A 13968-nucleotide genomic window follows, 5' to 3' on the forward strand; every position below is an offset into this window, starting at 1 on the left:
CCTCTGAACCGTAATACCTGCTATCATAGCTTGATCCTCCTGAGGACTGCAAGCCTGTTTTTGTTATGAACTTGCACACAACAACTCAGGGAGCAGGGTCAACAATCGATCACTCGTGAGCGCATCACCCACATTCCATGTTGACTCCTCCACAGGATATACCCGTCCATTTTGCACAGCCGGAAGGGCCTGCCAACTGGGACTTTTCAGCAGCATCTCTGTAGCCTGTCTTGCCACAACTTCCTCAGGCAGCATAACAAACACATGATCTCCCGCGTACTGACGTACCGCTTCAGCCGAGATTTCCTTATAGGCTCTGCCTGCCACAAGTGCTTCCTTCACTTTGGTAACTGGCCTGAATCCCATTGGATGATATAACATAGGCGCCAGACCGATATTGCCCATAACAAATAATCGTGCACCCCGATGGTATGTAAATACGGATGCCGTTTCCCCCTCTTCAATCACAGTATGGATCTTCGCCCACATCTGCTCGGTACGCTCCGCATAGGAGGTTAGCCATTGTTCAACCTGCGGTTGTCTGCCAAACCAGCTGCCCAATCTGCGCATTCGTTCTTCCAACGTGGCATGTGAATTGTAAGCAAGCGTCGGTGCAATCCGGTAAAGTTGTTCATACTGTTGTTCATTACTGCTATCAAAAATAATCAAATCCGGCTTCATGATAACAGCGGCTTCCACATTAACCGGAGCGACCGCGTCATATGTCCGATCTTCCAGCAACTGAATACCCAGCATCAGCAGATCCCCAGCGGAATCTCCGTAATACATAATTCGGTCCGGATTTACTGGAATATTCACATCATGACCCAACCAATCCTGTACCAATTTCTGCTGCTGAATCGATCTGTCATATTGACGAGGAGATAATCCCGTCATTTGGCGAAAACGCCTGCTGAAATAATACTCATCCTTAAACCCCACACGACTCGCTATATCCCGAAGTGGTTCATCTGATTTGCGAAGCCAGTCCTTGGCATGTTTGATGCGTACATGATTCACATAATCGAGCGGCTTGTGACCCGTGAGTTGTCTGAAAAGGGTCGTATATTGTACAGGTCTGATCTCCGCAAGTCGTGCCAGTTTCTGTACAGTGATTTCTTCAGCATAATGGTCGTCCACATACTGAATCGTGCTGTGTAGTCTTGCTTCCATACTCTGTTCCGTCTTTGGAGAAGTGTACCGGGTAATGATCATCTCCATCCATTTTTGGAACTGTGCATTCAGATGGCTGTATTCAGCATCTGTTTTATAATTCCGAATGACATACATCTGCTCCAGCAACCCACTTAACGGAGCATAGGGATAACCATTCAATTGGTTTCTGTGCTCAAATACAGGGCGGGTAAAGAGCTCGGGATCACCCGTCAACACATGAATAACATCAAAAGCCATTATGATATATTTCAATTCCGAGTTATTACGATGTTCAATCTGGTACCCCTCTCCCGGAGAAAGCGGATAAACACATCCCGTAGTAAACGGAAACTGTTCATGCCCTATATATAAACGCCCATCCCCTTCTTCGCAGATCAGGAAGGCATGTTTCTCGCAAGCAACTTCCAGCATCACCTGTTCAGGTGGTTCAATTCGACGTACCAGATGATCCAGCCGAAACATGAATGCTGAAAAGAACAACGCTCCCCCATCGGCATCCAAAGCCTGCATGTCGGTTCACCTCGTTTTTCTAAAATGAGAATAATTATCAATCATTCTGTATGGTCTGATTATAAGCGAGAGATTGTTAATAATCCAGATATGAGTTTAGTCAGCAAAAAAAGAGCGTTCAACGAAATGTTGAAGGCCCCTTTCACTTTTTTATAACTGCATTACTCAAAGGTGTTACTGCTGCCTCACTAGCTCGTCACCATTATTGAACCATCTGTTTTGGCAGCTCTTGTAACAGCCACTCCCTGGAAAGAGCATCACTAGAAGCTTTTACGATATTAAAACGATATACTTTCCCTTCTTTCACCGCAGGCAGGTTCTTCCAGATTGTACTATCCAGCAATTCCTTGGTGGATTGTTTCGCATCGTCGGTCACGGGATCCAAAATAAATATCCGATCACCGGCAAATTCAGATAATTTTTCAGTCGAAATCTCTACAAATCCCATGTCTTCATCCAATACTTTCTGGATTTCCGCGGTTGGCTTCAGCCCGTCTTTTCCGTATAACAACTGTGGCAATCCTGCACCCGCCATGACAAACAGACGATTCCCGGGATACATGGTGAATACCGAAGCGGTCTCCCCTTCTTTTACTCCGTTCTCATGAAGTTGCGTCCACATCTCTTCCGTCGCTTTTTGATGAGCCGTAATCCAGTCCTCCGCTTCTTGCTTCTTATTCAACAAATCGCCAAGGATACGCATGCGATCTTCTATTAAACCAAATGAATCAAATGTAACCGTGGGTGCGACCTTTGCGATCTGATCATATTGAGCCTCGTCACTGTTGGAAAAAATAATCAGATCGGGATTCAGGTCTAACGCCTTTTCCACACTGATCGGAAATCCTACATCTTCTGCCTGAGCAACCTGATCATCAAATACGGTTCCCTCTTGACGAAGTATGCCGACAGGAACAACACCAAGCGCGAGCAGATCCCCTGTAACTTCTCCATGATAGATAACTCGCTTCGGATTTACAGGAATCTCAACTTCGTGGCCAGTCCAGTCTTTGAATATCCGGGTCTCGCCCTCATTCGTCTCTTCCGTTGCAGTTTGGGTCTCTGTGGTTTCTGTGGCTGCTTTGGAATCATCTGCGCCAGTAGCAGGTGTTGCAGCCTGATTTCCACAAGCCAGTAGCAGGATGGATAACCATGTGATCGTTAATAATACTCCCGTATTTCGTATGCCCTTTTTCATTTCTATTTCTCCCCCTATATCATGTGCGTTGTGCTAGAAATTAATGATATTGATTATCATTATCGGATATTATCATAAAACATGGCTTCTCTCAGCTCAATGGACAAAACTAAATGGGCACTTTCAGTTTTGTACAATACTCCGCTCTTTGCTCCTATGTACTGTATATTCAAGTGCATTTCCCTCTATACAGCTCGGGATTGGCGTGATAAATTAATGAGAACTATTTGCCATTTTTAATAAACCGGAGTGATGAATATAATGACCCAATCAGACCATATAACTGCTCGTTCAGCTTTTAAGATACCGACTTCTGATGTGATGACACAGCTTCCAACGCAATTTTTTGCTACCCTTGTTCAAAATGTAAATCGTGAAATCGCAAGTGGACATGACGTGATCAATCTGGGTCAGGGGAACCCGGATACACCTACACCACCTCATATTGTGAAAACACTGCAAGAGTCGGCTGAGAATCCCCTCTACCACAAATACTCCCCTTTTAGAGGGTACTCTTTCCTGAAGGAAGCCGTCGCCAAACGTTATAAGGAAGATTACAACGTTGATCTGAACCCCGAGACTGAAGTAGCCATTCTGTTCGGAGGAAAAACCGGATTGGTTCAGTTACCTCAGGTCCTGCTTAACCCCGGGGACACCGTTCTCGTTCCAGATCCCGGCTACCCGGATTACTGGTCTGGTGTTGCACTCGCCAAAGCAAACATGTCATTTATGCCTTTGCTGGAGTCCAACGCATTCCTGCCGGATTACGAAGCTGTTACAGCCGAAGATCGGGAGAAGGCCAAGCTGATGTTCCTGAACTATCCCAACAACCCAACGTCAGCAACGGCACCCCTTTCGTTCTACGAAGATACGGTTGAATTTGCCATTCAAAATCAAATCGTAGTAGCCAGTGATTTTGCTTACGGTGCGATTGGATTTGACGGACATCGTCCCGTAAGTTTCCTACAAGCCCCTGGTGCCAAAGAAGTGGGCATTGAGTTCTATACGTTATCCAAAACGTACAATATGGCTGGATGGCGTGTTGGATTCGCACTCGGCAATGCAGAGATTGTCTCTAAGATCAATCTGCTTCAGGATCATATCTATGTCAGTCTCTTCGGTGGAATTCAGGCTGCGGCAACGGAAGCACTTACTGGCTCACAGGAATGTGTTGCCTCACTGGTTTCACGCTACGAATCGCGTCGCAATGCATTTTATGACGCTCTTTCCTCAATTGGCTGGCAAGCTTCGAAACCAGCGGGTTCATTCTTCAGCTGGTTACCTGTACCTGCCGGTTATACCTCCGCTTCATTTGCAGACTTGTTACTGCGAGAAGCCAAGGTAGCCGTAGCCCCAGGTATTGGTTTTGGTTCGCATGGTGAAGGCTATGTGCGCGCGGGACTGTTAAGTGATGAAAACCGATTACGCGAAGCTGCCCAGCGGATTGGCAAGCTGAATTTATTCAAGTAATTTACAGGACCATAACCCCTTTGCATATGCCAAGTTTCCATGGTATGTTATAAGAAATATTGAACGAAACGTGATGACGGGACCAGTAAGAGAATATCAGTCGCGCCCAGAGAGTAAATTCCACCCTGCTGAAAGAATTTACCGCGGCTCTTCTCTGAAACCTACCCCTGAGCGGCCTGTTACGTGCAGGACAGTGCCTTCTGTTACAGGGCATGAAGCCGGATGATCTAATCATCAATAAAGGTGGTACCGCGGAAGTAACGAACTTTCGTCCTTTTTAACTAAAGGGCGGGAGTTTTTTTTGTACCCGCTAAAGCCTGCTCCAGAAGCACTTATTAATCATGTTTAAGGAAGTGAAACCATGACTTCACGTATTGTAGTTAAAATTGGAAGCAGCTCGCTTACAACGGAAGAAGGCGGTCTGGATCGCAGTTCGATTACTTTTTTTGCCGGAGAAATTGCAGCATTGGCTGATCAGGGCCATGAAGTACTTCTGGTCACCTCAGGAGCGGTAGCGGCTGGATTCCGGGAGATCGGCTACCCTCAGCGCCCCAAACTGCTACATGAGAAACAAGCCGCAGCGGCCGTTGGGCAGGCATTACTGATGCAGGCATATCAACAGGCTTTTGCAGCGCACCGCGTTACTACGGCGCAAATTCTGTTAACTCGTACAGACTTTCACAGTCGTAAACGCATGGGTAATGCAGGCATGACTGTAGAGGAACTGCTCAAACAGCGAGTGATTCCGATTTTTAATGAGAATGATACGGTGTCGGTGGACGAATTGAAGTTTGGTGATAACGATCTGTTGTCCGCATTGGTTGCAAACCTGGTGAAGGCACAGCATCTGATCATTCTTACCGATACCAACGGCCTGTACACCGCAGATCCGCGTAAAGATCCTTCTGCCGTGCGTTACGACCGTATCCCCGAAATCACGGCTGAGATCTATGCTTTTGCCGGTGGTTCAGGATCATCGGTTGGTACAGGTGGAATGCGATCCAAAGTAGATGCAGCTAAGGTAGCTACACGTGGAGGCGTACCCGTATTTGTGGGAAGTGTTAAAGAACCCGGAGATATGCAGAAGGCAGTTGATGGCACGGGCAAAGGAACTTACTTTGAGACACGACTCGCTTCGCTATCCCGTAAAAAGCAGTGGCTTGGCTTCATGTCTACTCCGCTGGGAACAGTCGTTGTGGATGATGGTGCTGAAGAAGCCCTTGTCCATGGGGGGCACAGTCTTCTACCTGTAGGGGTCAAGCGGGTACTGGGAACTTTCCATGCAGGAGACGTCGTAGAGGTCATTGGTATGGATGAAACCTTGCTCGGTCGCGGTATTGTCAATTATGATGATGACCAGCTTCGACTCATTGCCGGACTTCCCAGTGGTGAAGTGATGAAACAACTCGCTAGCATCCACAGACTTGAAGTTATTCATAGAGACGAATGGATTACGTTAAAATAAACATGAAGCTATATAGTGGTTGGAATACTCAACTTTATATATATGAGGAGGAATTACGATGAGTGAAGTCAGAGAAAAAGCCAGCAAAGCCCAAGCAGCGGTTCCACAGCTGAACCGATTGAATACAGAACAGAAAAATACGGCCCTGCGTGTCATGGCAGATGCTTTGATTAAGGGAACGGATTCCATCATTACGGCAAACGCCGAAGATCTGGCACGCGGCAGAGAACAAGGCACGCCGGAATCCATGCTGGATCGACTCGCCCTTAATAAGGAGCGGATCGCAGGCATTGCTGAAGGGTTACGTCAGATTGCAGATTTGCCTGATCCAGTCGGCGAAGTGTTAGAGACATTTACCCGTCCAAACGGATTACATGTTGAAAAACTAAGAGTGCCGATTGGCCTGATTGGCATCATCTATGAAGCTCGTCCTAATGTAACTGTAGACGCAGCCGGATTATGTCTCAAAACAGGTAATGCAGTGCTTCTGCGCGGCGGCTCCTCTGCCCTGTCCTCCAATCGTAAAATTGTGGAGGTACTGCATCAGGCACTCACAACGACAGACATGCCTGCTGATGCATTGCAATTGGTTGAAGATGCAGATCGTGCTTCCGTGGATGAAATGCTCAAGTTGAACGGACTGCTGGACGTCATCATTCCACGCGGAGGAGCTTCCCTCATTCGTAATGTGGTTGCCAACGCAACGGTACCTGTCATCGAAACTGGGGCGGGCATCTGCCATACCTATGTGGATGAATCAGCCGATCCAGTTATGGCAGCCGAAATTGCCATCAATGCCAAGGCACAACGTCCATCCGTATGTAACTCCATGGAAACGTTGCTGCTGCATGCCGCATACGCAGAAGAGCATCTGCCTGCTCTTGCCGAGCAATTCCGTGAGGCCAATGTGGTCTTGAAAGGTTGCGACACGGTGCGCCGTCTTGTTCCTTCTGCCCTTGAGGCAACCGAGGAAGACTATGCGACCGAGTACAACGACTACATTTTAAATATCCGGGTGGTCGAGAACCTGGATGAAGCGATGCAGCACATCGCACATTACGGAACCAAACATTCCGAGTGTATCGTAACACGGGATACAGCCCATGCAGAGCGCTTCATGCATGATGTGGATGCAGCAGCCGTCTATCACAATGCGTCCACACGTTTCACCGACGGATTTGAATTTGGCTATGGAGCCGAAATCGGAATCAGCACTCAGAAACTGCATGCTCGTGGACCGATGGGACTACCAGCACTGACATCAACCAAATATCGGATTACAGGCAATGGACAGATTCGTCAATAATATCCCAGCAACAGTTATATAGGAGGAACGATAAATATGAGTCAAGAGCAACAGACGTTACTACAACAGAAGATTACTTTCCACGGAGCAGGCGCGATGGCTGAAGCCATCGTGCGCGGACTGATCTCCCGCCTAGTCGTTCGTCCTCAGGATATTACGATGCTGAACCGCAGCAACCAGAAACGTCAGGAGGAGCTCAGCACCCGTTATGCTGTACATACCGGAACTGCCTCGCAATCCTTGGATCACCTTGCCTCCACTCCGGTCATTGTACTCTGTATGAAACCCAAAGATGCTGCCGTAGCGCTGCGCGAGCTTGGTCCGCTGTTATCACCTGATCAACTGATCGTATCTGTCATTGCCGGATTATCAATCCGCACGATGCAGTCCTTGCTTGGTCGTAAACAACCGATCGCGAGAACCATGCCGAACACATCCAGTACCATTGGACTCGGTGCAACCGGGCTTGCCTTCTCTGCGGAGATTACGGATGAACAGCGTAGTACGGTGATGACCATGTTTGAAGCGGTTGGTATCGTAACCATCGTACCTGAAGATAAACTCGAAGTGCTCACTGGGATTTCCGGAAGCGGCCCTGCTTATGTATACTATTTAATGGAGGCCATGATTGCGGCAGGTATTCGTGGTGGCTTATCCAGCCAGCAATCTCGTGATCTCACTGTTCAGACGGTGCTTGGCGCATCACGAATGGTACAACAAACCGGTTTGGAACCGATGAAACTTCGTAGTGATGTGACTTCCCCGGGAGGGGCAACCCAGGCAGCACTGAAGACACTGGACGAAGGAGATTTCTTTGAAAATGTTATTGCAGCCGTCAACCGCTGTGCAGAGCGCTCACGGGAGATGGGAGCTGCTTTGGAAGGGGATTTAAAATGAATAACATGTGCACAGCCACATATCGTCTGCATGATGATCATGCAGACTTTCGCAAGAAGGCTCAGTCTATCGCGATTGGCATGACCGTGGGTAGCTGGACGGAGTTGCCGCAAGCCCAGCGTGAAGCGATGCAGAAACATCTGGGTGAAGTAATCAGCGTAGAAGTAAATGAAGCTGAAGGAATAGCTGCGGGTGAGCGTTACGCCGATATTACCATCGGATATCCTGATGTTAACTTCAGCCGTGATATCCCTGCCCTGCTCGTGACGGTCTTTGGCAAAATCTCAATGGATGGCCGAATTAAACTTACAAAGCTTGGTTTCTCGGATGGCTTCCTGAGTGCATTCCCGGGACCCAAGTTTGGACTGAATGGTGTTCGTGATCTGCTTGGTGTACATGATCGTCCACTGTTAATGAGTATCTTTAAGTCAGTTATCGGACTGGATGCAGATGAACTGCGTGAACAATTTATTCGTCAGGCTCTTGGTGGCGTTGATTTGATCAAGGACGATGAGATTCTGTTTGAGAATAAATTGACACCTATCGAAAAAAGAGTCGAGGTCTGCATGAAAGCTGCCGAACAGGCACGCCAGGAGACCGGCAAGAAACTTCTGTATGCAACCAATCTTACAGGACCTACATCTCGTCTGAAGCAACAAGCTGAACGCGCTATTGGTGCAGGAGCCAATGCCCTGTTATTCAACGTATTGTCTTACGGATATGATGTGCTGCATGAACTCAGCAGTGATCCTGACATCAATGTGCCAATTATGGCTCACCCTGCTCTTGCAGGTGCACTGTATCCTTCACCACATTACGGCATGTCCGCTTCGGTTGTACTAGGCCAGTTGATGCGTCTTGCGGGTGCCGATCTGGTGCTCTTCCCTTCTCCTTATGGTTCGGTTACGATGCCGAAGGAAGAAAATATGGCGATCACGGAGCAATTACTGACAGCCGATCTGCCAGTACGAACCAGTATGCCAGTGCCTTCAGCCGGTATCCATCCAGGCCTTGTACCGCTCATTTTGCGCGACTTTGGCACGGATGTCATCGTTAATGCTGGTGGCGGTATTCATGGACATCCTATGGGCACTGAGGCAGGCGGACGTGCATTCCTGCAAGCCATTGAGGCAGCTCAACGTTCCATTCCACTCGCGCAGTATGCAACCGAGCATCCGGAGCTGAAAAGTGCATTGGATCTGTGGGGTGGCGAACGATGAGAAGTGATAAAAAAACAGTCATTTTCTGTGACTTTGACGGTACGATTACGCTCTCGGACAATATTGTCGCAATCATGAAACATTTCAAGCCTGAGGGCATTGAAGCGATTATGAAAGATACAATTGAGCAAAAAATCTCGCTGCGTGAAGGTGTTGGAGCCATGTTTGCTCTGTTGCCTGCATCGCAGAAAGATGAAATTGTGGAATTTGTGCTTGGACAAGCGGGGATCCGTGAAGGATTCAGCGAGTTTCTTGACTACGTTCGCAGCGAAGGTATCGAATTCAATGTGACCAGCGGTGGTATGGACTTTTTCATTAAACCGTTACTCGCACCATTTCATATCCCGCAGGATCATGTCTATTGCAACGGAGCTGACTTCTCGGGTGAAACCATTAAGATTGAATGGCCAAATCCCTGCCAGCCTCCTTGTGAGAATGGCTGCGGCATGTGCAAAACAACAGTCATTCGTACCTTCCCGGAAGAACAATACAATCGAATCCTCATTGGAGACAGTCTGACGGATTTTGAAGGTGCCAAGATTGCCGACCTCGTCTACTCCCGCTCTATTTTAACGGACAAATGTATTGAGCTGGGTGTAGACCATGTGCCATTCGCTACCTTTTACGATATCATCGAAGATATGAAACAGAAGCAAACACAAGGAGTGCTGTAAACGATGGGCTTTGAAAAGATTACATTGGAACACAAACGTCAGGTCCTTGAAGAACTGGCTGATATTAAAGCGTTGTTTGCCGGTCGTAACTGGTTCCCCGGAACAAGTGGCAATCTGTCGATGCGTGTAGGAGACTTTGACCCGGAGCAATTTTATTTTGCGGTTACCGCCTCAGGCAAAGACAAATCACTTCGCACTCCGGAAGACTTTCTTTTTGTGGACAAACACGGCAAAGCAATTGAAACAACAACGTTGAAACCAAGTGCCGAAACGTTGATTCATTGCGAAATCTATCGTTTGACGGGTTGTGGTGCTGTATTCCACGTGCATACTGTGTTTAACAACCTGATCAGTGAATTCTTTGGAGCAGATGGACACGTACCGATTCAAGGAATCGAATTGATCAAGGCTTTCAACATTTGGGAAGAAAATGCGGAGATTCGTGTACCCGTCCTGCCTAACTTTGCAGATATTCCATCTATCGCTGAATTGGTGCCAGGTGTACTTGATGCCAACGTACCAGGAATTTTGCTGCGTAACCACGGCATATATGCGTGGGGCAAGGATGCTTTTGAAGCGAAACGTCATCTGGAAGCGTTTGAGTTCTTGTTCGAAGTGATGTACCGTCAACTTCTGCTGAAGGGTGCTACGAAATAGCAATCATTTATTCGAAATCAAAGCTGCACAACCAAAAACACGCCAGAGGCTGATATACATAGCCCTTGGCGTGTTTTTATGTTGTTGGATAACAGCGATTAGAAGGTTGCTCTGTCATCGTAGTGTCAGTGTAAATAATCTTTAGGTCACTCTACAGTCGATCATCCCGATCCTTGAATAAAAAGAGGCTGTCTGCTCCCTCATCATTTCCTTGAGCAGCACTTTGGATACCCGTCCCCCGTTGCTTGCCAAACAGCAGTTTCAAACCGCCAAAAATGAGCAGCAAGGATACGATGACGGTGTTTAAATAGGAACGTATCTCATACGTCATAAATGCATTAGGGAAGAGCTCATTCAGCTGTGGAATGACAAGACGGATCGTCAGGTAATATAGACCCAGCGCGGCAATCCCGAATCCAATCAGACGCTGATGGCGGGCCCAGTCCTTGAAGATCGGTTGATCAACCAAAGGCTCGCGTCCATAACGACTGGAGCACTGGAGCCCGTCAAAGAAGCTGTAGAACCAGATCAACGGAATCATGAACAGGAACACCGACAAATGAAGCAGGTCCAGAACATAGATGCTTGCAAGGAACAGGAACATTAATTGCATGCCTCTTTTTTGTAATCCCAGATAGAGATGACCCGCACCTGGAAAAGCGGATAGCAGCGTTGCAAGCACTTTGCTACGTCGTCCGGCTACTCTGCCCATCTCCAATTCTTCGAATAAAGTCCGATCTTGCAGTACCTCACCAGCCTGCTTACGGTGGACATGCTGCACCGCATCAAACATGCAGTATACCCATATTACAGGCAGTATGAGTAGAAACATTAAAAATACGGATTCATTGGTGATCGATGCCACGAAAACCATCATGGCAAATGAACCAAAGAACGCCATCAAGAACGACAAACCGCGATGCAACAATCCCAGATGAAGGTGGCCCAATCCCGGAACAAATGAGAGCAAAATGGTGAAGAACCGTTCACCCTCACTGCCTTTTCGATACATGGGTTGACCATAAGGACCCGCAGGCACGCCATATTCATCACCTGGATGCTGATGATGCATCTCATCTTCATTCATCCGCTCCAAAGGATCTCCCTGACCAGCGAATGGTCCTTGTTGATAGGCTTCTCCTTGATTTTGAGCTCCGTAATGTGCCCCATAACCTTGGTAGCGAGCATCACGTGGAGATGGCGATCGGAGCAGAAGTATGCTGATATCCAGCATACTGACTCCCCAGAAGAACATGGCACATAGTGCACCAAAAATCATCAAGTCCTGTTGACCAAACGCCCATGCCAGCATGAATGAGCCAACAGCTGTTCCGAAGAAAAGCAATGGATAGATCACGGCTCTTGCGGCTCGACCCCAATACATAAAACCAAGACCGGGTATCAGGTTTAATAGAAATGCGAGTAATTTGTTACGATCTGAGTGCACAGTCGTCATCCTTTCTTTTCAGGCAATGCGAAACCATTTATGGTTTAGGCTTGAGGTTATCCAGCCATGAAGTGGCTGCCTCCGTCCATTTCTCGGTAAAAGACCCTCTGTGGTCGCCATCCTGGAACTTGTGATATGGTGCTACCTTGTCAAAAAGTCCAGACGAGAGGAAGATCAATGTCAAACAGGCCGCTACCGCGTAATGGAACACTTTATGATCAAGCCAGCGCCGGTTTCGTCCAGCACGGGATTTGCGTTGTACCTTGGGTGATTGAATGCCCTCAATCCGATGCATGACTGAATCCGCAAACCCTGTTGGGTCATGTAACGGAGGCAGTTCTCCGTGGATACCAAGCGCTTCCAGATAGATGTCCATCGCATCCGGATCTTCCATCAGAAGCTGTTCCATTTGGTTTGCTTGAGTTTCACTCATATGGCCTTCAATATAATCGGTCCATTGCGCAGTGGTATATTTCTCCTGTTTACTCACGCCATTCATCCTCCTTCCAATGTTTTCGAATCCACTGCCGGGCACGATACAAGCGGGATTCCACAGTCTTCACAGCCACCTGTGCATCACTGGCAATCTGCTCATAATTTTTTTCGCTTAGATAATACGCAGTGATAATGTCACGATGCTGAGCAGGCAACTGATTAATTCGTTCGCGAAGTTTATCCTGGCGCTCTTCACGAACGAGACGGGTAAGAACGTCTTCATCCCGTCCGGGCATATTGATTATTTTTTCTTCTCCACCCGGATCCTCAGCAGTTCGTCTGCCCAGCTTGCGTTTGGCATCAATCGCTTTGTGAAAGGCAATTCGGGTTAACCACGTTTTGAAACCTTCAGAACGGTAGTCGGGGAGAGACTTATACATCTGTATGAACGCCTCCTGAGCTGCATCCTGTGCTTCCTGATCGTTCCTGAGTACGGAATAGGCCACATGGTATACATGCTGGCTATACTTATCAATCAGAGTACGCATCTGGGATGTATCTCCTTGACGGATTTGTTCGATTACGCGCGCTTCATCAATAACTCTCCCCTCCTCTCCAATACAATAGACGACAGCTTGTGTGTTAACCCCTGCGTGATCTATCAAATTTTTGTAAAACAAAATGAAATCATTGCCTGAAAGGTTGATGTTGCTGATCACTCATCCAATCTTTAATCAAAAAAAAACAGGCACAGAATGACTTCTGGCCTGTTTCTTGTCCCTGCCTACGCTGGAATTAACGTCCACCATTACGAAACCGCTGTGTGTACGCCTTCGCGTCTTGAACGGTCTTAACACGATTGCGACTCCACTCAAGCAGTATTCGATCGATATACCGGAAATGTACTTTGCCTGCAAAAACCGCTTCCTTCAGAGCCATTAGAATCAATTCCTCTTGATAACGGTCCTGATCCAACCAGCCGGATATCGTCTCGCACTCCATTGGAGAGAGCGGACGTCCAAATTCTTTTTCAAAGATGGAGAACATGTTCCGTTCTTCCTCTTCTTTTTGAACACTGTTCGAATCTTGACGTGCTGAATTGCTACTCTGCTGCTCCGCACGGAATGCGGCTACTTCTTCAGCAGTGCACTTTGCAAGCTTGGCATATAATCCATGTAAATCATATCGCTCGTACTGGATGTCCCGTTCTTCGTCACGGTGCTCGTCAATAGCAATATACCCATCCCTCATCAGACGTTGCAACATTCTGGCAATGCCTTCAGGTGCAAGTCCCATGCGCGCCGCAAGCTCTTCAAGCGTGGGAAACTCATTGAACTCTGCCTGACGGAACCCTAGCAGTTGAATCAGAAGAAGCACTTCTGCATCTGATAGGCCAAGCTGGTGATAAAAACGTAACAAGGCATACGGCAGATGGGCTGTACCCGAAGTCATGCCATAAGCTGCTCCATCCAACCAAGCTTTGGATGTGGTGTCTTCCATAGACGCTCCTCGG

Annotated in this window: 13 protein-coding genes; 7 read left to right on the forward strand and 6 right to left on the reverse strand. The window is 47.7% G+C overall.

The features are described 5' to 3' along the window. Nucleotides 1-63: 63 nt before the first annotated feature. Entirely contained in the window at nucleotides 64-1686 is a 1623-nt protein-coding gene (locus tag AC1DE7_RS11280; RefSeq protein WP_405157461.1) for an ABC transporter substrate-binding protein, read from the reverse strand. Between the two features lie 202 nt (nucleotides 1687-1888). After that, a complete protein-coding gene (locus AC1DE7_RS11285) occupies nucleotides 1889-2884 on the reverse strand; it encodes an ABC transporter substrate-binding protein (protein WP_405157462.1) in 996 nt (331 codons plus the stop codon). Nucleotides 2885-3145: 261 nt separating this feature from the next. Here AC1DE7_RS11285 and AC1DE7_RS11290 point away from each other — a divergent pair, with 261 nt between their 5' ends. The 7 genes from AC1DE7_RS11290 to AC1DE7_RS11320 all read left to right on the forward strand — a co-directional run bounded on the left by AC1DE7_RS11290 (nucleotide 3146) and on the right by AC1DE7_RS11320 (nucleotide 10573). Beyond that, on the forward strand, nucleotides 3146-4354 hold the full coding sequence (locus AC1DE7_RS11290; RefSeq protein ID WP_405157463.1) for a pyridoxal phosphate-dependent aminotransferase: 1209 nt from the start codon (nucleotides 3146-3148) through the stop codon (nucleotides 4352-4354). A gap of 361 nt (nucleotides 4355-4715) precedes the next feature. Then, nucleotides 4716-5819, forward strand: a complete 1104-nt coding sequence (proB, locus tag AC1DE7_RS11295) for a glutamate 5-kinase (RefSeq protein ID WP_047843533.1) — start codon at nucleotides 4716-4718, stop codon at nucleotides 5817-5819. Between the two features lie 58 nt (nucleotides 5820-5877). After that, entirely contained in the window at nucleotides 5878-7125 is a 1248-nt protein-coding gene (locus AC1DE7_RS11300) for a glutamate-5-semialdehyde dehydrogenase (protein ID WP_340984794.1), read from the forward strand. A gap of 36 nt (nucleotides 7126-7161) precedes the next feature. After that, nucleotides 7162-8022, forward strand: coding sequence for a pyrroline-5-carboxylate reductase (gene proC / locus AC1DE7_RS11305; protein WP_340905500.1), 861 nt, complete (start codon nucleotides 7162-7164; stop codon nucleotides 8020-8022). After that, nucleotides 8019-9242, forward strand: a complete 1224-nt coding sequence (locus AC1DE7_RS11310) for a 2,3-diketo-5-methylthiopentyl-1-phosphate enolase (protein WP_076317454.1) — start codon at nucleotides 8019-8021, stop codon at nucleotides 9240-9242. Before proC ends, AC1DE7_RS11310 begins: the two co-directional genes overlap by 4 nt. Beyond that, on the forward strand, nucleotides 9239-9916 hold the full coding sequence (locus tag AC1DE7_RS11315; protein WP_477534391.1) for a 2-hydroxy-3-keto-5-methylthiopentenyl-1-phosphate phosphatase: 678 nt from the start codon (nucleotides 9239-9241) through the stop codon (nucleotides 9914-9916). The genes AC1DE7_RS11310 and AC1DE7_RS11315 overlap by 4 nt, the downstream gene beginning before the upstream one ends. A 3-nt stretch (nucleotides 9917-9919) precedes the next feature. Then, nucleotides 9920-10573: a methylthioribulose 1-phosphate dehydratase gene (locus tag AC1DE7_RS11320; RefSeq protein ID WP_076317453.1), complete on the forward strand. Its 654-nt coding sequence runs from the start codon at nucleotides 9920-9922 to the stop codon at nucleotides 10571-10573. Between the two features lie 151 nt (nucleotides 10574-10724). Here AC1DE7_RS11320 and AC1DE7_RS11325 read toward each other — a convergent pair whose 3' ends face one another. The 4 genes from AC1DE7_RS11325 to AC1DE7_RS11340 all read right to left on the reverse strand — a co-directional run bounded on the left by AC1DE7_RS11325 (nucleotide 10725) and on the right by AC1DE7_RS11340 (nucleotide 13955). Then, nucleotides 10725-12020, reverse strand: coding sequence for a multi-tm2 domain protein (locus AC1DE7_RS11325; RefSeq protein WP_477534449.1), 1296 nt, complete (start codon nucleotides 12018-12020; stop codon nucleotides 10725-10727). Nucleotides 12021-12057: 37 nt separating this feature from the next. After that, nucleotides 12058-12510, reverse strand: coding sequence for a hypothetical protein (locus AC1DE7_RS11330; RefSeq protein WP_076317451.1), 453 nt, complete (start codon nucleotides 12508-12510; stop codon nucleotides 12058-12060). Continuing rightward, entirely contained in the window at nucleotides 12503-13120 is a 618-nt protein-coding gene (locus AC1DE7_RS11335; RefSeq protein ID WP_477534392.1) for an RNA polymerase sigma factor, read from the reverse strand. Before AC1DE7_RS11335 ends, AC1DE7_RS11330 begins: the two co-directional genes overlap by 8 nt. A gap of 130 nt (nucleotides 13121-13250) precedes the next feature. Further along, nucleotides 13251-13955 carry a DnaD domain-containing protein gene (locus AC1DE7_RS11340; protein ID WP_084650363.1) on the reverse strand — a complete coding sequence of 235 codons (705 nt, stop codon included), beginning with the start codon at nucleotides 13953-13955 and terminating at the stop codon, nucleotides 13251-13253. Between the last annotated feature and the right edge of the window lie 13 nt (nucleotides 13956-13968).

It is taken from the genome of Paenibacillus sp. 10L310 (assembly GCF_056395745.1).